Annotated in this window: 21 protein-coding genes; 17 read left to right on the top strand and 4 right to left on the bottom strand. The window is 54.8% G+C overall.

Annotated elements, in window-relative coordinates; all coding sequences use genetic code 11:
- Positions 1-112 precede the first annotated feature (112 nt).
- The 4 genes from envC to DBY66_RS13760 all read left to right on the top strand — a co-directional run bounded on the left by envC (position 113) and on the right by DBY66_RS13760 (position 4,553).
- Positions 113-1,414: a murein hydrolase activator EnvC gene (gene envC / locus DBY66_RS13775; RefSeq protein ID WP_039381228.1), complete on the top strand. Its 1,302-nt coding sequence runs from the start codon at positions 113-115 to the stop codon at positions 1,412-1,414.
- Positions 1,415-1,417: 3 nt separating this feature from the next.
- Positions 1,418-2,317 (top strand): divergent polysaccharide deacetylase family protein, encoded by a 900-nt coding sequence (locus tag DBY66_RS13770; protein WP_071668660.1) that lies wholly within the window; start codon positions 1,418-1,420, stop codon positions 2,315-2,317.
- Between the two features lie 102 nt (positions 2,318-2,419).
- Positions 2,420-3,649: a glycosyltransferase gene (locus tag DBY66_RS13765; protein WP_108570142.1), complete on the top strand. Its 1,230-nt coding sequence runs from the start codon at positions 2,420-2,422 to the stop codon at positions 3,647-3,649.
- The gene (locus tag DBY66_RS13760; protein ID WP_094111633.1) at positions 3,642-4,553 is read left to right on the top strand and encodes a hypothetical protein; all 912 of its coding nucleotides are present in this window, start codon (positions 3,642-3,644) and stop codon (positions 4,551-4,553) included. The genes DBY66_RS13765 and DBY66_RS13760 overlap by 8 nt, the downstream gene beginning before the upstream one ends.
- Before the next feature lie 30 nt (positions 4,554-4,583).
- Here the strand turns inward: DBY66_RS13760 and tdh are convergent, their stop codons facing one another.
- Both tdh and DBY66_RS13750 read right to left on the bottom strand, forming a co-directional pair.
- The gene (gene tdh, locus DBY66_RS13755) at positions 4,584-5,612 is read right to left on the bottom strand and encodes an L-threonine 3-dehydrogenase (protein WP_039381231.1); all 1,029 of its coding nucleotides are present in this window, start codon (positions 5,610-5,612) and stop codon (positions 4,584-4,586) included.
- On the bottom strand, positions 5,609-6,820 hold the full coding sequence (locus tag DBY66_RS13750) for a glycine C-acetyltransferase (RefSeq protein WP_039381234.1): 1,212 nt from the start codon (positions 6,818-6,820) through the stop codon (positions 5,609-5,611). Before DBY66_RS13750 ends, tdh begins: the two co-directional genes overlap by 4 nt.
- A 230-nt stretch (positions 6,821-7,050) precedes the next feature.
- Here DBY66_RS13750 and rfaD point away from each other — a divergent pair, with 230 nt between their 5' ends.
- From rfaD to DBY66_RS13725, 5 genes are read left to right on the top strand one after another with little or no spacing between them, the layout of a single operon-like run.
- Entirely contained in the window at positions 7,051-7,983 is a 933-nt protein-coding gene (gene rfaD, locus DBY66_RS13745) for an ADP-glyceromanno-heptose 6-epimerase (RefSeq protein WP_039381236.1), read from the top strand.
- 17 nt (positions 7,984-8,000) lie between these two features.
- Positions 8,001-9,059, top strand: a complete 1,059-nt coding sequence (rfaF, locus tag DBY66_RS13740) for an ADP-heptose--LPS heptosyltransferase RfaF (protein ID WP_071668642.1) — start codon at positions 8,001-8,003, stop codon at positions 9,057-9,059.
- Positions 9,047-10,009, top strand: coding sequence for a lipopolysaccharide heptosyltransferase RfaC (gene rfaC, locus DBY66_RS13735; protein ID WP_108570143.1), 963 nt, complete (start codon positions 9,047-9,049; stop codon positions 10,007-10,009). Before rfaF ends, rfaC begins: the two co-directional genes overlap by 13 nt.
- On the top strand, positions 10,010-10,918 hold the full coding sequence (locus tag DBY66_RS13730; protein ID WP_108570144.1) for a sugar glycosyltransferase: 909 nt from the start codon (positions 10,010-10,012) through the stop codon (positions 10,916-10,918).
- Entirely contained in the window at positions 10,896-12,053 is a 1,158-nt protein-coding gene (locus tag DBY66_RS13725; protein WP_108570145.1) for an O-antigen ligase family protein, read from the top strand. Before DBY66_RS13730 ends, DBY66_RS13725 begins: the two co-directional genes overlap by 23 nt.
- Positions 12,054-12,155: 102 nt before the next feature.
- On the opposite strand, the gene DBY66_RS13720 is transcribed toward DBY66_RS13725, so the two are convergent.
- Positions 12,156-13,124, bottom strand: a complete 969-nt coding sequence (locus DBY66_RS13720; RefSeq protein ID WP_039381247.1) for a deacetylase — start codon at positions 13,122-13,124, stop codon at positions 12,156-12,158.
- A 299-nt stretch (positions 13,125-13,423) separates the two neighbouring features.
- Here DBY66_RS13720 and DBY66_RS13715 point away from each other — a divergent pair, with 299 nt between their 5' ends.
- From DBY66_RS13715 to coaD, 8 genes are all read left to right on the top strand, one after another.
- Positions 13,424-14,548 (top strand): glycosyltransferase, encoded by a 1,125-nt coding sequence (locus DBY66_RS13715; protein WP_094111637.1) that lies wholly within the window; start codon positions 13,424-13,426, stop codon positions 14,546-14,548.
- Positions 14,549-14,590: 42 nt separating this feature from the next.
- Positions 14,591-15,700: a glycosyltransferase family 9 protein gene (locus tag DBY66_RS13710; protein ID WP_108570146.1), complete on the top strand. Its 1,110-nt coding sequence runs from the start codon at positions 14,591-14,593 to the stop codon at positions 15,698-15,700.
- Entirely contained in the window at positions 15,697-16,698 is a 1,002-nt protein-coding gene (locus tag DBY66_RS13705) for a glycosyltransferase (RefSeq protein ID WP_104086050.1), read from the top strand. Before DBY66_RS13710 ends, DBY66_RS13705 begins: the two co-directional genes overlap by 4 nt.
- A gap of 72 nt (positions 16,699-16,770) precedes the next feature.
- Complete coding sequence (gene rfaQ, locus DBY66_RS13700; RefSeq protein WP_039381252.1) at positions 16,771-17,847, top strand: putative lipopolysaccharide heptosyltransferase III; 1,077 nt, start codon at positions 16,771-16,773, stop codon at positions 17,845-17,847.
- Positions 17,840-18,973 carry a glycosyltransferase family 4 protein gene (locus DBY66_RS13695; protein ID WP_108570147.1) on the top strand — a complete coding sequence of 378 codons (1,134 nt, stop codon included), beginning with the start codon at positions 17,840-17,842 and terminating at the stop codon, positions 18,971-18,973. Before rfaQ ends, DBY66_RS13695 begins: the two co-directional genes overlap by 8 nt.
- A gap of 85 nt (positions 18,974-19,058) precedes the next feature.
- Positions 19,059-20,333 (top strand): lipid IV(A) 3-deoxy-D-manno-octulosonic acid transferase, encoded by a 1,275-nt coding sequence (waaA, locus tag DBY66_RS13690; RefSeq protein ID WP_039381256.1) that lies wholly within the window; start codon positions 19,059-19,061, stop codon positions 20,331-20,333.
- Positions 20,334-20,336: 3 nt separating this feature from the next.
- Positions 20,337-21,113, top strand: coding sequence for a glycosyltransferase family 2 protein (locus tag DBY66_RS13685; RefSeq protein ID WP_071668649.1), 777 nt, complete (start codon positions 20,337-20,339; stop codon positions 21,111-21,113).
- Positions 21,110-21,595: a pantetheine-phosphate adenylyltransferase gene (gene coaD / locus DBY66_RS13680; RefSeq protein ID WP_039381263.1), complete on the top strand. Its 486-nt coding sequence runs from the start codon at positions 21,110-21,112 to the stop codon at positions 21,593-21,595. The genes DBY66_RS13685 and coaD overlap by 4 nt, the downstream gene beginning before the upstream one ends.
- On the opposite strand, the gene mutM is transcribed toward coaD, so the two are convergent.
- Positions 21,596-22,405, bottom strand: coding sequence for a bifunctional DNA-formamidopyrimidine glycosylase/DNA-(apurinic or apyrimidinic site) lyase (gene mutM / locus DBY66_RS13675; protein WP_108570148.1), 810 nt, complete (start codon positions 22,403-22,405; stop codon positions 21,596-21,598).
- Positions 22,406-22,444: the final 39 nt, after the last annotated feature.

The raw sequence follows: 22,444 nt of genomic DNA, 5'->3' as shown, positions 1-22,444 counted from the left end.
CAAAATTCAGACAATGTTTATCGCGCTAAGCTTTAAAGCGACACGTTTCGTAATCTAAAAGCTGGCCGGGATAACTGGTAAGCGGCTGTTCATCGTGGAATAATTATCAACTATGAAGGGAAAAGCGCGCATTACACCTACAAGGACTCATTACAACGGCCCGGCTTCTCAGCTGGTATTCCGCTGGTCCCCCCTCTCCCTCAGCCTGCTGTGTGCGGGTATTTTTTTGCTGCCTGTTACGGGTTACAGCGCTGACGACAATAAAGCGCAGCTAAAAACCATTCAGCAAAGTATCGCGGAAAAAGAGAAGAGCGTTAAAGCTCAGAAAGTTGAGCGCAGTAAACTGCTCGATCAGCTCCGGAGTCAGGAGAAGATTATTGCCCAGGCGAGCCGTCAGCTACGCGAAACGCGCAATAGCTTAAGCACGCTCGACAAAGAGGTTGCTCAGCTTACCGCCTCTATCTCCCGCCTTGAAAAGCAGCAGACGCAGCAGGAAAGCCTGCTGGCGCAGCAGCTCGACGCCGCTTTTCGCCAGGGGCAGCATAATGGTGTACAGCTGCTGCTGGGCGGCGCAGAAGCGCAGCGCAGTGAACGCATCCTGGCCTATTTTGGTTACCTCAACGCCGCGCGGCAAAAAAATATCGATGAGCTGCGGCAGACCCGGCAGCAGCTGGCTGAGCAGCGTCTGACCATGCAGAGCAAACAGCAGCAGCAAAAAAATCTGCTCGTTCAGCAGCAGGCGCAGCAAAGCAAACTGGAAAACGCCAGCGCCGCCCGCAAAAAGACCCTCTCCGCGCTGGAGAACGCGCTGGAAAAAGATCAGGCAGACCTGGTTGAAATGCGTCAGAACGAAAGCCGTCTGCAGGATAAAATTGCCAAAGCAGAGCGCGAAGCGCGTCAGCGGGCCGAGCGCGAGGCGCGTGAAGCCGAGAAGGTGCGCCAGCGTCAGGCGCAGGCCAAAGCGAAAGGCTCCAGCTATGCCCCCACGCAGAGCGAGCGTGAGCTGATGGCGCGTACCGGCGGACTGGGGCGCGCAGGCGGCCAGGCTTTCTGGCCGGTACGCGGCAGAATTGAACACCGCTTCGGTGAGGCGATGCAGGGTGAGCTACGCTGGAAAGGACTGGTAATCGACGCACCGGAAGGCACCGAAGTGAAAGCGATTGCGGATGGACGGGTACTGATGGCCGACTGGCTGCAGGGCTACGGGCTGGTTGTGGTACTGGAGCACGGTAAAGGCGATATGAGCCTGTACGGCTATAACCAGAGCGCACTGGTAAGCGTCGGTGCACAGGTCAAAGCTGGTCAGCCGGTGGCGCTGGTAGGCACCAGTGGCGGCCGCGGTACGCCGTCACTCTATTTTGAGATCCGCCGTCAGGGCAAAGCTGTTAACCCACTACCGTGGTTAGGAAGATAAGTGCTGTTTTTATCCCGAACGTTACCCGCTCTGCTATGCGGCTCGCTTCTGAGTTTCAGCGTGCAGGCGGCAAAATTAGCGATTGTCATTGATGATTTTGGCTACCGTCCCACTGAAGAGAACAAAGTGCTGGCGATGCCGGCAGCCATCTCTGTTGCCGTACTGCCCAACGCCCCGCATGCGCGTGAGATGGCAACCAAAGCCCATCAGCGCGGTCATGAAGTATTGATTCACCTGCCGATGGCGCCGCTCAGCAAACAGCCGCTGGAAAAAGATACCCTGACGCCGGAGATGAGCAGCGACGAAATCGCCCGCATTATCCGTGAAGCCAGCGGTAAAGTTCCCTACGCGGTTGGCCTGAACAATCATATGGGCAGTAAAATGACCTCCAGCCTGCCCGGCATGCAGAAAGTGATGCAGGTGCTGAATCACTACAACTACTATTTTCTCGACAGCATGACCATCGGCAATAGTCAGGCCGTTGCAGCGGCGCAGGGCACGCAGGTCAAAGTCGTGAAACGCCGCGTGTTTCTTGATGATAATCAAAATGAAGCGATGGTACGACAGCAGTTTACCCGGGCGGTTAAGCTGGCACAGCGGGACGGGTTTGCTATCGCTATCGGCCATCCGCACCCGACAACAGTGCGCGTGCTGCAGCAGATGCTGCCTTCCCTTCCGGCTGATATTACGCTGGTTACGCCAGGACAGCTGCTGAATGAGCCGCTGCGTCACAGCGCAAAACCTGCTGCAGCCTCTCCGGCTAAACCCGCCAGCGTGCGCTTCCGCGCGCCTGCCATCTGTAAAGTCAGTGCCGCGCCAGTGCCGCAGCAGCGGGCAGTGGAAATTATCGGCGAAGGCCTGATGCAGAACCCTTTCATGCTCAAACTGAAAGCGCTGTTTTAAAGCAGCGGTGTGGGCCACCGCACCGCTGACATTCACATTGCAGCCAGAAAGTTTATACTCTTGCCGGAAAACTCACGGCACAGAACAAGGACATCAGCAGGAATGACGCCGCATAAACGAAAAATTCTACTGCTTGATAATGGTCGCGAGTGGGGCGGCGGCACGAATAGCATGCTGGAATTACTGAAGCGGATCGATCGTAACCAGTTCGATATTACCTGCTGCTTTTATCATAATTATTCGCGCGGCAATAACGAAACCATTGAGCAAATTCTTGGATCGTTAACGATTCCGGTGACGTTTATTCCGCAGCGCAGACAACCTCTCTGGGCAAAAATCAGCAAAGAAATAGTCCGCACGCTGCTTTTTTTCAGCAAAGAGAGCAGAAAAAAAGCGATTCATTTTGTGGATCGCCGATGGCGTATTATCCCGAACGCGCACAAGATTGGCGCGCTTCTGCAAGCCGGGCAGTTTGACCTGCTTTATATGAATAATCAGCCCAGTACCAACACTGAAGGCTATCTGGCAGCCCGCCCGCTTAATATTCCGGTGGTTCAGCACTGCCGTATTGACCCGGTACTGAATCGCCAGCTGGTCGCGATGCTGAACCGGGACTGTGAGGCGATTATCTGCGTTTCGCACGGTGTCAGTCATACGCTGCAGCGTCATGGTGTCCATCAGCATCTCTGTCATACCGTCAGCAATGCCATCGATATCCACCAGCCGTTACCCGATCGTACCGCGGTTCGTCAGGCGCTGCAGATTGCCCCGGAAACCTTTGTGTTTGGCTCTATTGGGTCACTGATAGCGCGTAAAGCCAATCACCATACGCTGAGCGCACTGGGCCGGTTTCACCGCCTTTACCCTCACGCTGACTGGAAAATGCTGATTGTCGGTACCGGTCCGGAACAGGCTAACCTTGCACAGCTGGCAGAAAAAGAGCAGATTGCTGACCGCATCGTTTTCACCGGTTTTAAAAATAATGCGCTGGATTTTCTGGCCGCGTTCGACACGTTCATACTGGCCTCGCAAAGTGAAGGCTTACCCCGCGTGGTGCTTGAAGCGATGCTGGTCAATACTGCCGTTATCGGATCGCGGGTAACCGGGACAGCTGAGCTGATTGAACACAACCAGACCGGTCTGCTGTTTGAATATGGTGATATTGCAGAGCTGACACAGCAGCTGATCGCTCTGTGGGAGAACAGAGAATTACGTCAGAAATTAACCGACACGGCTGCCGGAAAGGTACGCGAACATTACGCTATTGAAAACTATATTCAGGGCGTAGAAACGGTTCTGGCTAATGTTATTCAGGAAAAGAGTCATGCTTAATTTTTTTAATAAACGTTTCCGCCATATTCGCGCGCGGCATAATATTCCCTACAGCCAGAGTCGCGTGCAGGGCAAGACTCCTGTCACCTCCGTGGTGATCCCGTGTGCGGGTGAGGACTATATTGAAGAAGCGCTGCTCAGCGCCTGCTTTGCCAGCCGTTTTGCCACCAGCGTCACGGAGATTGTTATCGTCAGCGACCAGCCCGCGACACAATTTGGTGAGCTGCCGGCAAAGACGCGCGTTGCCACGCTGACCATTCCGCACCGTGAAGAGAGCTACCGTTATAAACAGATTTACCGCAGCCGGCTGATCAAACTGCAGGCGCCTTTGCAGGCCAGCGGTGACGCGGTTCTGATGATCGACTCTGACCTCAACCTGCTTAAAGATCCTGCCCTCAGCCTGCGTGAAGGCCATCTTTACTCCAGCTTCAGAGAAGGCAGAATGATTGCCAAACTTGAAAACGCGGCTGAGGAGCAGATCCCGGCTTACTATAAACCCGCCATCCGGCCCTATCTGGTTGACCATGTCAACGGCGCTTATCTGGCCGCCACGCGTCAGACCTGGAAGCGTATCTGCCCGCTGTGGCTGACGCTGTTTCAGGATACCTGGGAGCTGATGAATGATAATCAGCCCCCCACCGATCAGCTGCCGCTCTCTGCGCTGCTGGATATGCTCGATCTGGTTACGGTTAACCTGGGCGAGTGGGCAAACTGGCCGGTCTCCAAGCGCATCGGCGGAACGGCAGCGGTCATTCCGCCTGAGGTCATTGGCGCACACGGCGGTTTTCCGTTAAGCGAATGGCAGAAGTATCTGCAGGACCCGGCGCAGCCGCTGCAGTTTAAAGGTCAGGACTATACGCGCAAAGTACGCTACCTGACGGATGAAGAGAAAAAACGCGGCTGATACTACTCCGGCCTGCGGGCCGGAGTCCGTTTAATCCCAGCTCAGCACCACTTTCCCTGACCGTCCGGAGCGCATGTCATCGAACCCCTGCTGAAACGCGTCGATGTCATAGCGGTGGGTGATCACCGGCGTAAGATCCAGTCCGGACTGGATTAACGCCGCCATCTTGTACCAGGTTTCAAACATCTCACGGCCATAGATACCTTTGATAAACAGGCCTTTGAATATGACCAGATTCCAGTCGATCGACATATCGCCGGGTGGAATGCCCAGCAGCGCAATGCGTCCGCCGTGGTTCATGGTTTCCAGCATCGTGCGGAAAGCTGCCGGTGCGCCTGACATCTCCAGTCCGACATCAAATCCTTCGGTCATACCGAGATCCTGCATCACGTCGCGCAGATTTTCCTGCGCCACGTTAACCGCACGGGTCACGCCCATCTCGCGAGCCAGACTCAGACGGTATTCATTCACGTCAGTGATCACAACGTGACGGGCACCTACGTGCCTGCAGACGGCGGCAGCCATAATACCAATTGGCCCGGCGCCGCAGATCAGGACATCTTCACCGGGCAGATCAAATGACAGCGCGGTATGTACGGCGTTGCCGAACGGATCGAAGATGGCTGCCAGTTCGTCAGAAATGTTATCGGGAATTTTAAACGCGTTGTATGCCGGGATAACCAGATACTCCGCGAAGCAGCCCTGGCGATTGACCCCCACGCCCACCGTATTGCGGCACAGGTGCGTTCGCCCTGCCCGGCAGTTACGGCAGTGGCCGCAGGTAATATGCCCCTCTCCGGAAACGCGATCGCCAATGGCGAAGCCTTTCACCTCCTGTCCCATGCTAACCACTTCACCGACATACTCATGTCCGGTGATCATCGGGACCGGAATGGTTTTACGCGACCACTCATCCCAGTTGTAGATGTGGATATCCGTACCGCAAATAGCGGTTTTACGGATCTTAATCAGCAGATCGTTATGACCCGGTTCCGGCACCGGTGCATCCTGCACCATCCAGATCCCCTCTTCAGCTTTCAGTTTGGCAAGTGCTTTCATTTTTCTGCTCCTGCAGCAATCACGCCCAGCCGCTGGCCGACGCGGATAAAAGCGGCGATAGCCTGTTCCAGCTGCGCCTGCGTGTGAGCGGCAGACATCTGCGTGCGGATGCGCGCCTGACCCTGCGGCACCACCGGATAGAAAAAGCCGGTGACGTAAATGCCTTCCTGCTGCAGCAGCGTGGCAAACTGCTGCGCCACGTTAGCCTCACCCAGCATCACCGGAATAATGGCGTGATCGGCGCCGGCCAGCGTGAAGCCTGCCGCGGTCATCTTCTCCCGGAAGAAGCGCGCGTTATCCCATAGCCGCTGGCGCAGACCGTCACCCTCACTCAGCAGATCCAGCACCCGCAGCGAGGCCGCGACAATTGCCGGAGCCAGCGAGTTAGAAAACAGATAGGGACGAGCACGCTGACGCAGCCACTCCACGACCTCTTTTTTCGCGGCTACATAGCCGCCGGAGGCACCGCCCAGCGCTTTACCTAACGTTCCCGTGAGGATATCAACGCGATCCATCACGTCGCAGTATTCATGCGTGCCGCGCCCTGCTGCGCCGATAACGCCCACCGCATGAGAGTCATCGACGATGACCAGCGCATCAAACTCCTCCGCCAGGTCGCAAATCCCCTGCAGATTGGCAATCACGCCATCCATAGAGAACACGCCATCGGTAGCGATCGCGATATGCCGGGCACCTTTATCACGCGCCTCCTGCAGACAGGTACGCAGCGCCTGCATATCGTTATTGGCGTAGCGATAGCGCTGCGCCTTACACAGGCGTATGCCATCAATGATGGAGGCGTGATTCAGCGCATCGGAAATAATGGCATCCTCCGGACCCAGCAGCGCCTCAAACAGGCCGCCGTTAGCGTCAAAACAGGAGGAGAAAAGAATAGACGCTTCCATACCAAGAAAGTCAGCCAGCTTACGCTCCAGCTGCTGATGCGTATCCTGCGTACCGCAGATAAAGCGCACCGACGCCATACCAAAGCCGTGGGAATCCATACCCTCTTTCGCTGCCTGAATCAGCGCCGGATGATTCGCCAGACCGAGATAGTTATTGGCACAAAAGTTAATGACCGGCGTGCCGTGATCAACGCTGATCTCCGCCTGCTGGGCTGACGTAATGCGACGTTCCTGTTTGAACAATCCGTCCTGACGCGTTGTCTCAAGCTGCTGACGGATTTGCGAATAAAACTGATTGGACATGATTCTGCTCCTTAGATCGCAAATTACCGGAGCATCTTACTGAGCAAATAGCAGGCAGACGATATTTCAGCCAGTTAAATGTTCGTTTTGCAGCATAGTTCACGCCGTAGTCAGCGTTTGTGCGATACGCCTCACGCATCTGGCTGTCCGGACAGGGCTGAAATGTTATGATAATGAGTATTCGTGCGTGAAACCTTCTGTTTCACCCTAACTGATTAAAGGCTAAGCATATGATTATCGTTACCGGCGGCGCTGGCATGATTGGCAGCAACATCGTTAAAGCGCTTAACGATCGCGGTCATAGCGACATTCTGGTCGTGGATAACCTGAAAGATGGCACCAAATTCGTCAATCTGGCGGATCTGGATATCGCTGATTATATGGATAAAGAGGAGTTTCTCTCTTACATCATGTCAGGCGAAGATCTGGGGCCGATTGAAGCGGTATTCCATCAAGGTGCCTGTTCCGCCACCACCGAGTGGGATGGCAAGTACATGATGGATAACAACTATCAGTACTCTAAAGATCTGCTGCATTTCTGCCTTGAGCGCGAGATCCCGTTTCTCTACGCCTCCTCTGCCGCGACCTATGGTGGCCGCAATGAGAACTTTATCGAAGAACGTCAGTATGAAGAGCCGCTGAACGTCTACGGCTATTCAAAAATGCTGTTCGATCACTACGTGCGTCAGATTCTGCCTGAAGCGGATTCGCCGGTGTGCGGTTTCCGCTATTTCAATGTGTATGGTCCGCGCGAAGGGCACAAAGGCAGTATGGCCAGCGTGGCGTTTCATCTGAATACGCAAATCAGCAACGGCGAGAACCCTAAGCTGTTTGAAGGCAGCGACAGCTTCCGCCGTGATTTTATCCATGTAGATGATGTTGTGGCTGTAAACCTGTGGTGCTGGGAGAACGGCGTATCCGGTATCTATAACTGCGGCACCGGACGCGCGGAATCGTTCCAGGAAGTGGCTGATGCCGTGCTTAAATTCCATCAGCAGGGCCAGATTGAGTACATTCCTTTCCCGGATAAACTCAAAGGACGCTATCAGGCATTTACCCAGGCCGATCTGACAAAACTGCGTGAAGCGGGCTATGACAAGCCATTTAAAACTGTCGCACAGGGCGTGGGCGAGTACATGGCCTGGCTGAATCGCAACGCATAAGGACACCCGCATCAGCGATGAAAATTCTGGTTATTGGCCCTTCCTGGGTCGGCGATATGATGATGTCGCAAAGTCTCTATCGCACTCTCAAGGTGGCGCATCCTGATGCGGTCATTGATGTGATGGCACCCGCGTGGTGCCGCCCGCTGCTGTCACGCATGCCGGAAGTGAATCAGGCGCTGGCGATGCCGCTGGGGCACGGCGCGCTGGCGTTGGGCGAACGCCGTCGTCTCGGCAAAACCCTGCAGGCCAGCGGTTACGATCGCGCTTACGTATTGCCGAACTCGTTTAAATCGGCGCTGGTCCCCTTTTTCGCCGGCATACCGCGCCGCACCGGCTGGCGCGGTGAAATGCGTTACGGCGTGCTCAATGATGTGCGGGTACTGGACAAAGCGGCGTTTCCGCTAATGGTAGAGCGCTATGTTGCCCTGGCGTATGACACGCCGGTAACCTCCGCTCAGCAGCTGCCACAGCCGCTGCTATGGCCGCAGCTGCGCGTAGAGGACGACGAAAAGCGCATGACGGCTGCGCAGTTTGGCCTCTCCACCGATCGTCCGGTTATCGGCTTTTGTCCGGGAGCAGAGTTTGGACCGGCGAAACGCTGGCCGCATTATCACTATGCTGCCCTGGCGGAACAGCTGATCGCAGAAGGCTACCAGGTCGTGCTGTTTGGCTCAGCCAAAGATCGCGACACCGGCGAGTCGATTCTGCAGGCGCTGCCTGAGCCGTTGCGTGCGCACGGCAAAAATCTGGCGGGTGAGACGCAGCTGGAGCAGGCCGTGATCCTGCTCGCCCACTGTCGCGCCGTGGTCAGCAACGATTCCGGTCTGATGCACATTGCGGCAGCGCTCAACCGGCCGCTGGTCGCGCTGTATGGCCCGAGCAGCCCGGATTTCACGCCGCCGCTTTCCCGTCAGGCCCGCGTTATCCGGCTAATCAGCGGCTATCACAAAGTGCGTAAAGGCGATGCCGCTGAGGGTTATCATCAGAGCCTGATCGACATTACCCCTGCGCGCGTGCATCAGACCCTGAGCGCGCTGCTACAGCCGGCGCAGGAGCAGACATGCACGTTTTAATCGTTAAAACCTCTTCGATGGGAGATGTTCTCCATACGCTACCCGCGCTTACTGACGCCATGCAGGCGCTGCCAGGTATCCGCTTTGACTGGGTAGTAGAAGAGAATTTTGCTCAGATCCCCGGCTGGCATCCTGCCGTAGATAAAGTCCTGCCGGTTGCAATCCGTCGCTGGCGCAAACACTGGTTTGGCAGTCAGCAGCGCGAAGAGCGCGTCGCGTTTAAGCGCAATTTGCAGTCGCGCCAGTATGATGTGGTTATTGACGCACAGGGCCTGATTAAAAGCGCAGCCCTGGTGACGCGTCTGGCAACCGGCACGAAGCATGGTCTGGACAGCCGCAGCGCGCGTGAGCCTTTTGCGAGCTGGTGGTACGACAGGCGCCATGAGGTCAGCAAGCAGCAGCACGCCGTTGAGCGCACGCGTGAGCTGTTTGCGAAAAGTCTGGGCTATGAAAAGCCTGCCACCCAGGGCGATTACGCCATCGCGGCACATTTTCTGACTCCCCGGATCGAAGCAGCCCCCTCCTGGCTGGTGTTTCTGCACGCCACAACCCGCGACAATAAACACTGGCCGGAAGCGCACTGGCGTGAGCTGATCAGGCTGCTGCAGCCCACCGGCCTGCAAATCAGGCTGCCGTGGGGTGCAATACATGAACAGCAGCGTGCACAGCGGCTGGCAGAGGGCTTTTCCCATGTAGAAGTCCTGCCAAAACTGACGCTGGAGCAGGTGGCGCAGCAGCTGGCAGGCGCGCGCGCAGTGGTCTCCGTCGACACCGGGCTCAGCCATCTGACCGCCGCGCTGGACAGACCCAATATTACGCTGTTCGGTCCCACCGATCCGGGTCTGATTGGCGGTTACGGCAGAAACCAGCATGCGCTGATCGGTAAGAATGATTCTATGCAGGATATCGCAGCAAGTCAGGTTATTGATAAGCTGAAGGAAATTTTGTAGATGCGATCTTTTTTTAAACAATTATATCGCTATACGCACAGCAGAGGCCTAAGGCATAACGAAAATTTGTGGCCACATTTCTCCATCAAACGTGCTCCGGAAGGGCACATTAGTCAGCTCTTTTGGAAAAAAAGAGAAATTAATATAAAACCACTGGACTCTGCACTAAAAGCTGCAACAACGGATGTAACAATCGTTGCCACAGGTCCATCGGTCAGAGATACAGATTTTACATTATTAAGCAACACGACGTTTATTGGGGTAAATGGGGCTTATGAATTGCGAAAAGCGATAAGCTTTAGTTTTTATATTATTGTGGACAGGGATTTCATAAAGAACAGGTTCGATATTATCGAGAAGATAATTAACGACACTCAGTTAACATTGTTAATAACACTGCACTGCCTGAATGATTTACTCCTCAAAAAAAGCAGTGGAGATATACGCTGCGGTTTAACGATCATTGAAGATGTTAGCTATAAAATTTATCAGGAAAAGGTTAACCCAGAAGATTACACTACCGTTTATGGAAAATATCCAGAGTTCGATATCTATCCTGCAAGCCCGCAAACTGGTTTTTCATGGGATATCAGAAAAGGAATATTCGATGCCGGGACAGTAGCCTATTGGGCATTGCAGGTAGCGGTGTGGTTGGGAGCTACAAGGATATTTTTAGCGGGTGTAGATATGAATAATTTTTCCCTGCCCAGATTCTATGAAAACGAAAATGATAAGCAGCCAAGTTCCCTGCAGCTGAACTTTGAAAAATTAATAAAACCTGCTTTTTGTAAGGCCAGCCAGGGTCTGCAGAAAAAGGGCATAACAGTATATAACCTATCAATGAAAAGCGGATTGAGCGACTCTATTTTTAAAAAGGCAAGACTAAATGAACTTTTCACAAAAAAATAACTTATTGGAGAGAATCGCTTCTTTCTCTTTTATGTCTTTTATTTTCTTGCTTGTCATTTTTACTGACATCGGAAAAATAAACAATTTATTTTATATATCTTTCATCTCAATGGCTTTATATATATTTTCCTTAAAAAGGAAAAACACGGCGCTGGAGAAAATCAACTGGCGACCCTATATTTTCGTGGGAATTTTCCTGTTTTATTACAGCCTGTCCAATTTTTGGTCAGGTAATCCTTCAAACTTTTTCTCTACATTAAAACATTCTTTCTATCTGCTTTTTGTTCTGTACATCTGCAACCATATAATAAAAAAACATGGAGCAGTGACGTTTTTTTCAATAATTTTTTCCGCAAGCCTTATTCTTTTGGTGTTAATCTTGTTTATGGTTAACAAAAGTACTTTACTATCCAATCGGCTTGAACATGCTTTTTTTGCAGCCCCTTCTAACGTTATCGATTTAGGGGGGTATTTTGCTATAGGAATTTTGAGCGGCCTTATTGTGGCTCGTGAATCAGGTAAGCAATGGATTTACTTCCTGTGTGCACTCCTTTTTATTGGTCTGATTTTAACACAAAGTCGAGGACCGTTTTTTTCATTACTGATAGCTCTTGCTGTCACGCTGGCTAATTATAGAAAGTACCGTATAAAAAACGTTATATATATCACTTTTATTTTAATTTCAATTTGCATATTCTTTTTTATCACTGATTATGGCCATCAGTTTTGGCTAAGAATAATTGCATCTTACAAACAAAGCTTTATTCGTTTCGGCATTTGGGAGCATGGTATTAAAGAGTCTATGATTCATCCATTTTTTGGGTGGGGGTTTGATAAAGAATTGCGCTTCGTAAATAGTGTTGGACAGCATATAGCTACTACACATAGTGTTTATGTTGCGGCTTTTCTTAAGGGCGGTTTAGCAGGATTAGCGCTCCTGTTTGTCGTTATTGCCAGCGCTCTATTGCAGGCATATAAGAAGTTTCGTCATGGCAAAGAGCTTGAGGCTGCACTCTATATATTTTCACTGGTGTTTATCTCGACTCAGGGAATGTTTGTTATCAGCGGACCAGCAGAAATGTGGATTCTTTTCTGGATACCGCTAGCAGTAGTGCTTCCTAAGCAAGAAAAATAAAATATGGCTGGCAGAAAGCTATTTCTGCCAGCCATACCTTCTCAATAGCATTAGTAATCTATACCTGAAGAGCCGGTTCAGAAAGCGCAAATCTGAAACGCATCAGCGTGCATGAGCTTTTTTATGCAAGGCATACTCTGTCAGCGTCATTCCCTGTACACGCGGCTGAAGCCAGATAAACAGCTGCTCCAGATCGTCGTACAGCCTGTCGATGTCCGCCTCCGTTTTAAACGTGGGGCTGCCGTCTGGCATGAATTCAGAGGAGTGCAGCATAAACTCGATGTAATCACTGCCCTGATCGAGCGTCTGCGCAGCAACCTTTTTCATTTCATTCAGGTTGCCGCCGGTCGGGCGCAGCCAGTTAACTGAGGGACCACGCGGCTTGCCACGCAGCTGATTCCACGCCTTTTTAAACTGGTTGGTCATCGCGCCATAGCGATACTGAATGCTCATGGGCAACTCCAGCAGCGAACTGTTACCCGGCTTTGAGATATCGCTGGTGTCTATATAGTAAGCGCGATCGGGGAAATGACTATAGTCGGTTCCTCCGCTCCCCTGCGGGGCGCCGGATGAATTACGCCAGCTGACCCGGGGCGTCACGGAGCAGTCAACCAGATAACCGTTATCGATTAAAGCCTGCGCATAAACTTCGTTAAAGGCCCAGCGACCGGCGCGATGACTGGTCATTTTTTGCTGAAATGCATCCTCCAGCAATGCCGTCATAAAGGCGACCTTATCGCGTAAAACGGACTCAGGATACTCAATCAGATAGGGTTGATAACGCCAGTCATCCTGCGTCAGTTTATATTCCGGCGGGCTATACCAGGCGTGAAGATGCATACCGATCTCCCCCTGTCCGCGGGCCAGTAGATCCTGTCCGAACTCCACATAGGCAGGATCGCTCGCCATCTCGTAATTCGTCAGCCAGGTGGGTTTGAAGCCATATTTTTCGCACAGCCTCTGAAAGCGGGGCAGGAAGCTGACATTATGCGTTGTCACCTTTCCGCTGCGGTTGCGCCACAGGTTATCGCCTTCCGTATCCAGGGTAATCAAAAAGGCAGGCTTTTCCATAACTTGTCCGGTATATTTCACTGTTATTATCACTATGGTACGCACCGCCTGTGGCAGGCGCAAACTTTTCCAGCGCCGCTGGCCGGGTCAGGGAGCAGCGCTCTGATTAAACCAGAATAGCGTGAATAAAAAGCAGGGCGGATTTATCTTTAGCTGCTTACCGCGCGCAGTTATGGCAGACTTTTTACAGCATTCGTTCATTTGCCGATAAACGTACTCATATCGGAAAGATAATAGATCAGTTTCACCACCAGGCTGACAGGCAGGCAGAGGTAGATAATTTGTCGAAACGCATTTTAATGGTGATCGATGGTTTGCCCGGCGGCGGCGCCGAAAAAGTCGTCTTAACGCTGGCTGAGGGTTTTATTTCCCTGGGACATCGTGTCTCGATTTTCTCTCTGCGAAAAATATGCGATTACCCTATCCCTGCAGGCGTGGATTATCAGGTGGTGTGCGATCACAGCGTCCGCCCGTGGCGAAAAATGACAGAAACCGTACGCCGTGCGCGCTTGCTGGATGAGGCGGTACGCCAGAGTGAAGCGCTGAACGGCAAGTTCAGTTTAATCTTTTCCCACTTGCACAAAACCGATCGCATTGTCAGGCGAGCCCGATCGCTTGATTCAGCTAAAACCTGGTACTGCCTGCACGGCGTCTTTTCTGCCTCCTATCTGGGACGTAAAACAGGTTTTTCCCGCTGGTTAAAGCAGCTAAAAATACGTTATGTCTATCAGGGGCGTCAGCTGGTCGGCGTGTCGCAATATGTTATCGATGATCTGATAAAGAATGTCGGCGTCAGGCCACGCCTGACCCGCGTTATTTTCAATCCTTTCGACTTCGATCGGCTCGACGAGCTGGCGGCCGGGCCCTGCCCGCTGGCCGGCCAGAATTACCTTGTCCACGTAGGACGCATTCATGAGGCGAAACGTCAGGACCGCTTGCTTGAGGCCTATGCACGCAGCGGCATAATGGCTCCCCTGGTGTTGCTGGGTCAGGGCAGCGCGAAACTCCTGGAGGCGTTACGCCAGCAGGCACGGGACCTGGGAATTTCAGAGCGCGTCTGCTTCGAAGGCTTTCAGCAAAACCCCTATCCGTGGATCCGCCATGCTCAGATGCTGGTTATGAGTTCAGATAGCGAAGGGTTTGGCAATGTGCTGGTTGAGGCTTTACACTGCGGCACGGCGGTGGTCAGTACACGCTGCCCCGGTGGCCCGGCTGAGATTCTGACTGGCCCGCTCTCCCGCTGTCTGGCCGATCTGAACGCCGCGTCGCTGGCAGAAAAAATGCGCGATGTGTATGCCAGCCCCCCCGATTTGCAGCACCTCGATTTGAGCATTTATAGTCTGGCTACTATTTGTCAGCAATATCTGCAGCTGGATCCTGTAACAGAAACATCATTTTCAACGGCACGCCATGTTTCGAATTAATAAATCCCCGGTGGGATGCGGCCAGAATATGGGGATAATTGCTTGACCTACATTATTATATTTATCATTTTTTGCCCGATTAAATGGGTAATGAAGCTGTTCCGGACGCGTAGCGGAAAAAACCTGGTCATTCAGACCGCCAAAATTGGCGATTTTATTAATATCACTCCGCTGCTCACGCACCTCGGGAAAAGCGATGCGCTGCTGAGCAGAAGCGTTGCGCCGCTCGCCAGCAATGACGCTACCCTTGAACACATCTGGTATATCGAAGAGTATCGTTCTGGCCTGCTGAAAAAGCTCAGGTTAGTCTGGCATCTGCTCAATCGCTACGACAACGTTTATCTGCTGCACCCGACCAACCTGAATCTGTTTATTGCCGCCTGCTGCAATGCGGATAATAAGCAGTTTCTGTCCAGCTATCGCCGCAAGGGATATCAGAACATCTTCTATTACACCGCAAGCGGCGAAGTGCAGCATGAAAAAAATACGCTGACGCTGGAAAACTATCTGAAGCTGGCCGATCGCTCTTTCACCAAAGAGAGCTACCCCAAACACGCGACGCTGCCGCTATGGCAGCCTGCTTCCCTGCCCGCAGAGATCACAGCGTGCGCGGGAACGCGTATCGGTATCAGTGTGACCGCCGGTAATCAGGCTAAAACCATTCCGCCAGCTATCTGGCAGCGTTTGTTTGACCACCTGAGCGATCTTCACTGCACCTTTTTTGCTTTTGGTGCGCCAAATGAACAATCGCGCGTTCAGGAGCTATTCAAAACAGCCGGGCATCGCGACAACCTGATCAGTCTGGTGGGGAAAGTGTCGCTGGAAGCGCTGCCGGCCGTTATCGGCGAAATGGATTTTTATATCGCCTCCGATTCCGGCAATGTGTACATCGCTGATGCACAGCAGGTACCGGTGATTCTGATTTATGGTCCCTGCTGCGTAGAAGAGCAGAGGCCGCTGGGCGATATACTGCTGATTGGTCCTGACCATATCGCGCCCTCTTCTTTTGTATTTGATGCGCAATATAAATTCGCGCATCCGGTTGAACAGCTTTTCAACCTGGATCAGCGTAAGCTGAGTGATATCCACGATTTTATTCGCACCCGACAGCAGCAGCGTCTGGCGCGCCGAAACAATGAAATGACCTCATGACAGCCCAGCCAGAACATTCCACGCCATTACTCAGCCTTATCATCCCGATGTTTAATGCCGGCACTGAGTTTGCTGCCTGCCTTCAGGCGCTGTTAGCTCAGACGCTGACCGACCTTGAGATCATCATCGTCGATGATGGCTCAACTGACGGCTCCGGCGAGCAGGCAGACGCTTACGCTGCGCGCTATCCGCATATCCGTGTGATCCATCAGGCCAACGGCGGCGTGTCACGGGCGCGAAATGCCGGCCTGGCGATCGCGCGCGGTAAGTACGTCAGCTTTCCCGACGCCGATGACACCATGGATGCGGCGATGTATCAGACGCTGACGGAGATGGCAGAGCGTGATGGACTTGACGCAGCACAGTGCAACGCCGAGTGGTATTTCAAAGCGAGCCAGCGTACCAGACCGCTTATTCCTCACGATCGTCTCACCAGCACCGCTGTGCTGAGCGGACCTGAGTGGCTGAACACCGCGCTCAAAACGCGGCGTTACATGCATGTTGTCTGGCTCGGCATCTATCGCCGTGAGCTGATTACGCGCTGCAATCTGCTGTTTGAGCCGGGACTGCATCATCAGGATATTCCCTGGACCACGGAATTTATGTTTAACGCCACGCGCGTGCGCTATACCGATCGCGTGCTCTATCGCTACTACATGCATGACGCTTCCATCAGCAACCGTAAACGCACCGGCCAGCGCAACGTAGAGTATCAGCGTCACTATCTGAAAATTGCCCGGATGCTGGAAGAGCTGAACCAGCGTTATCGCCGTCATATCCGCATTTATCCGGCATTTCACTACCAGATCACGCATGAAGCGCTCAGCGTCTGTCACGCTATCCGGCGCGAGCCTGAAGCGGAAGCACGGCAGGCGATGCTGGCGGATCTGTTCAGTACAGGGACGCATAAACGTATGCTGCGCAATGCGCGCGGCCTGAAACAGTGGTATCAGCTGCTGCTGTGGCTGAGCCGCATTTATCGCTGGCGCCAGAAATAAGCACCACTGCTCGCTTTAACCCCTTTCGGGTTTGCCCTACAATCGGCTCACTGAATCCTGAGATCAATAAGTATGGCAAGCCCGATTCCAGCCCGGTTCACACCACAATCTATTTTAGTGATCAAACTGCGCCATCATGGTGACATGCTGCTGACAACGCCTGTCATCAATGCGCTGCGCGCGCGTTATCCTGATGCACATATCGATGTGCTGCTCTATAAAGAAACCCGGCCGATGCTGGAAGCGCATCCGGCAATTCGCCAGCTGCATATTATCGATCGCAGCTGGAAAAAAGAGGGCAGCCTGCAGAAACTGCGCCATGAACTGGCGCTGCTCTCCGCCGTTCGCGCCTGCCGCTACGATCTGGTGATCAACCTCGCCGACCAGTGGCGCAGCGCCATTATTACCGGCCTGTCAGGTGCTGCGGTGCGCATCGGCTTTGCCTATCGCAAACGCGACAACGCCCTCTGGCGCTGGTGCCACAATCAGCGCGTCCCTACCACCCGGCATCATCAGCTGCATACGGTTGAACAGAATATGAGCGCGCTGGCTCCGCTCGGAATCGACGTAACAAATGCAGTCGCGTCGATGCATTTCAGCGAAGCCGATCGGCAGAAAGTAGATGTTTTGCTGGCGCAGCAGCAGATCGCCGGGCCGTTTATTGTGCTGCAGCCTACGTCGCGCTGGGTATTTAAATGCTGGGACGATGAAAAGATGGCGCAGCTGATCACGGCGCTCTCTGATGAAGGGCATACCCTGGTGCTGACGGCAGCGCCGGATAAAAAAGAGCTGGCGATGATAGCGCATATTCAGTCGCTCTGCTCCGCCTCACGCGTGGTATCCCTTGCCGGCCAGCTGTCGCTGCCGCAGCTGGCCGCGCTAATCGACGCGGCGCAGCTCTTTATTGGTGTCGACTCTGCGCCGATGCATATGGCCGCGGCGCTGGATACGCCCTGCCTGGCGCTGTTCGGACCGACAAAGCTGCAGCACTGGCGCCCGTGGGGCAATAATAACCGGGTGATCTGGGCAGGTGATTATGCACCGCTGCCGTCGCCCGACTCGATCGACACCCGCACGGAGCAGCGCTATCTTTCCGCGATTCCGGTCGCCGATGTGCTGACCGCCGCAAGGAGCTATTTGCATGAATAAAATACGTCTGGCTATCGTCCGGCAGAAATATCGCCCGGACGGCGGGGCCGAACGCTTTATTTCACGCGCGCTGGAAGCGCTGGATAGCGAGCAGCTGGATCTCAATATCATTACCCGCAGCTGGCAGGGCGCGCCCAATCCCGCCTGGCATCTGCATATCTGCAACCCGGCAAAGTTTGGCCGTATCTCCCGCGAACGCGGTTTTGCACGTGCAGCGCGCGCCTGCTGGGAGCGGGAGCAGTTTGACCTTGTTCAGAGTCACGAGCGCATCGCCGGGTGCGATATTTTTCGTGCCGGCGACGGCGTGCATCGGGTCTGGTTAGAGCAGCGGGCGCGCATTGTTTCCCCGTGGCAGCGTCTGAGCGCAGCGCTCAGCCCGTACCATCGCTATGTGCTGCAGGCTGAAGCGGAGATGTTTAACGACCCGTCACTCAAAGCGGTGATCTGCAACTCTGAGATGGTGAAGCGGGATATCCTGCGCCATTTCACGCTGGATGCCGGCAATATTCACGTGATCCACAATGCCATTGACAGCAAACGCTTTCAGCCCGCGACATCCAGCCTGCGCCATGCGGCGCGCCATCAGCTGCGGCTGCCGCAGGACGCGCACGTGATGATCTACGTCGGCTCCGGGTTTGAGCGCAAGGGGCTGAAAGCAGCAATTGAAGCGGTGGCGCAAACCGATCGCTATCTGATTGTGGTCGGTCAGGATAAACAGCTGTCGCGCTATCAGCAGCTGGCAAACCAGCTTAACTGTCTTGACCGCCTGCGCTTTGCCGGCGTTCAGCAGGATGTGCAGCCGTTCTATCACGCCGCCGATGCGCTGCTGCTGCCAACGCTGTACGATCCGTTTCCGAATGTGGTTCTGGAAGCCATGGCCTGCGGACTGGCGGTGATCACCAGCACTGGCTGCGGCGGAGCCGAGTTTATCCGCCAGGGTGAAGAGGGCTTTGTCTGCGACGCGCTGGATATTCGCGCGTTAAAAGAGGCCGTGCTGGCGGTGCCTGCCCTGTCAGATGACAACCGTATGGGCGCCGCCGCCCGCCGCCGGGTGGAACCTTACGGGCCTGAGCGGCTGGCAGATGCGCTGACCTCGCTCTACCAGCGCGTGCTGAGCCAGCGCTGACGAAGTGATGTGAGCAGGCGGTGAATTTCTGATAGTATGCCGCCTTTCTCCGGTTTTTTGACGCGAATATGTCGTAACGATAACTATGACGACCCTGTATACCGCCCTGCTCTATCTGATTCAGCCATTTATCTGGCTGCGCCTGTGGCTGCGCGGTCGCAAAGCGCCGGCCTACCGTAAACGCTGGGCTGAGCGATATGGCTACTGCACCGGCAAGGTTGAGCCGCACGGTATCGTGCTGCATTCAGTATCGGTAGGTGAAACGCTGGCTGCAGTACCGCTGGTGCGGGCGCTGCGCCATCGCTATCCGTCACTGCCCATCACCGTGACCACCATGACGCCCACCGGCTCAGAGCGCGCGCAGTCGGCATTTGGTAAAGATGTGCACCATGTTTACCTGCCGTACGATCTGCCCGGTGCCATTAACCGGTTTCTGGATACGGTTGATCCGCGTCTGGTGATCATCATGGAAACCGAGCTGTGGCCAAATATCATTCGCATCCTGCACCAGCGCGAGATTCCGCTGGTCATCGCCAACGCCCGTCTCTCTGAGCGTTCCGCCCGCGGCTATAAAAAGCTGGGTGGCTTTATGCGCGATCTGCTGCAGAGCATCACGCTTATCGCGGCGCAGAACAGCGAAGATGGCGACCGCTTTCTCAGCCTGGGCCTGAAACGGTCGCACCTGGCGGTCACCGGCAGCCTGAAATTTGATATCTCCGTTACGCCAGAGCTGGCGGCCAGAGCCGTTACGCTGCGGCGTCAGTGGGCATCGCGCCGTCCGGTGTGGATTGCCACCAGCACTCACGAAGGTGAAGAGGCCATCGTGCTGGATGCCCACCGCCAGCTGCTGCAGCAGTTTCCCGATCTGCTGCTGATCCTGGTGCCGCGTCATCCGGAACGCTTTAAGGATGCGTGCCATCTGACGCAAAAGCGCGGCTTTACGTTTATGCTGCGCAGCAGCGGTGCGGTTCCTTCCGCCGCCACACAGGTCGTGATTGGCGACACCATGGGCGAGCTGATGCTGCTGTATGGCATTGCCGACCTCGCTTTTGTCGGCGGCAGTCTGGTTGAACGCGGCGGTCATAACCCGCTCGAACCTGCTGCTCATGCCATCCCGGTGTTGATGGGGCCGCACACCTGGAACTTCAAAGATATCTGCGCCAAATTGCAGCAGGCAGAGGGGCTGATCACGGTCAGCGACGCCGCTGCGCTGGAGAAAGAGGTCGCCAATCTGCTGCAGGATGATGACTATCGTCGCTATTATGGCCGTCACGCCGTTGAGGTTTTGCATCAGAATCAGGGCGCGCTGCAGCGCCTGCTGCAGCTGCTGGAGCCTCATCTGCCACCGCGAGCACACTAATTTATGTCACAACGCCAACGTCTTTCGGTCGTGATGATCGCCCGGAATGAAGCTGAACTTCTGCCTGACGCGCTGGCATCTGTTGCCTGGGCCGATGAAATTATCCTGCTTGATTCGGGCAGCAGTGACGCCACTGCTGAGATTGCCCGGGCGCAGGGCGCGCAGGTGTATGAAGCGCTGCCGTGGGCAGGCTATGGCAAGCAGCGCCAGCGCGCGCAGGCATTCGCTACCGGAGAGATGATCCTGATGCTGGATGCTGACGAGCGCGTGACTCCGGCGCTGCGCCGCTCAATTGAGCAGGTGCTGTGCCAGCCGCCTTCTGCCACGGTTTATAGCCTTAGCCGCAGCAATTTTTTCCTCGGCCGTTTTATGCGTCACAGCGGCTGGTATCCGGATCGCGTGATGCGTCTCTATCCGCGCCATCTCAGCTATAACGACAATCTGGTGCATGAGTCGCTGGAGACGCAGGGCGCGCCCGTGGTGGCGCTGCCTGGCGATCTGGCGCACCTCACCTGCCGCGATCTGATAACGTTTCAGCGTAAGCAGATGAACTATGCCGAAGCCTGGGCGCAGGAGCGCTTTCAGCGCGGCAAGCGCTGCGGCCTGTTCGCTATTTTCTCCCATACGCTGGGGGCGTTTGCTAAAACGCTGCTGCTGCGCGCCGGCTTTCTTGACGGGAAGCAGGGCTGGATCCTGGCAGTGGTTAACGCACAGTACACGTTCAATAAATATGCCGCGCTCTGGGCGCTGCACCATACTTCTGCACAAGGCCGCGTATGAGTACGAAAGCGATATATCCCGGCACGTTTGACCCGATGACGCTCGGACACCTTGATATTGTCACGCGCGCGGCCCGCATGTTTGATCGCCTGGTCGTGGCGATTGCTGCCAGCCCCGGTAAGAAACCGCTGTTTACGCTGGACGAACGCGTCGATTTAGCGCGTCAGGCCACAGCGCACCTGACTAACGTTGAGGTCGTGGGCTTTAATGAGCTGATGGCTGATTTTGCCCGGACGCAGCAGGCGAACGTACTGGTCCGCGGCGTGCGGGCGGTGGCTGATTTTGAGTACGAATCACAGCTGGCACAGATGAACCGCCATCTGCTGCCCGCGCTGGAAACGGTGTTTCTGCTGCCGTCGCAGGGCTTCTCATTTGTGTCGTCATCGCTGGTTAAAGAGGTGGCGCGTCACGGCGGTGACGTACAGGCATTCCTGCCTGCCGTCATTCATCAGGCGCTGCTGGCCAGACTGCAGCAGCCGTGATCAGTGCTGGCAGTGCGGACACCAGAAGGTGCTGCGCTGTCCATGCCGGCCGCTGAGGATCGGCGTGCCGCAGGCGCGGCAGGGTTCGCCAGCGCGGCCGTAAACCTGCAGCTGCTGAGCAAAATAGCCAGGCTTTCCGTCGGTCTGTAAAAAATCGCGCAGCGTGGTGCCTCCCTGCTCAATGGAGCGCAGCAGCACCGCTTTTATCGTGTCCACCAGCAGCGTCGCTTCCGCCTCGCTCAGGCTTCCCGCTGCCCGATCCGGCAGTATACCGGCGGTGAACAGCGACTCACTGGCGTAAATATTGCCCACCCCGACCACAATTTTATTGTCCATCAGCCACTGCTTGATGGCGGTACGCTTGCCGCGCGAGCGGGTAAACAGATAGTCACTGCTGAAGGCGTCGCTCAGCGGCTCCGGTCCAAGATGGGCCAGCACGCTGCTGCCCGCCGGATCGGCGCTCCAGAGCCACGCGCCAAAACGTCGCGGATCGGTATAGCGCAGCACTTTGCCGTTACTCATGACCAGCTCGACATGGTCATGCTTTTCTGCCGGCTGTTCACCGGGCAGAATGCGCAGGCTGCCGGACATGCCGAGATGAATGATGATCCAGCCATGGGGCAGCTCCAGCAGCAGATACTTTGCCCGCCGCTGCACGCTCAGTACCGGCTGATCGCTCAGCGCGTGTATTTCACTGGAAACCGGCCAGCGCAGGCGCGCATTGCGCACAATAGCGTGCAGAATGGTTTCCCCCACCAGGTGAGGCTCAATACCGCGTCGGCTGGTTTCTACCTCAGGTAATTCAGGCATCGCATCTCCTCAACGTGTTGACATAGCGCACAAACAAAA

This window comes from Pantoea sp. RIT413, assembly GCF_003057675.2.
Lineage (GTDB): Bacteria > Pseudomonadota > Gammaproteobacteria > Enterobacterales > Enterobacteriaceae > Pantoea > Pantoea eucrina.
Note: the sequence above shows the minus strand (reverse complement) of the source record. Positions and strands in the feature narration are given on the sequence as shown.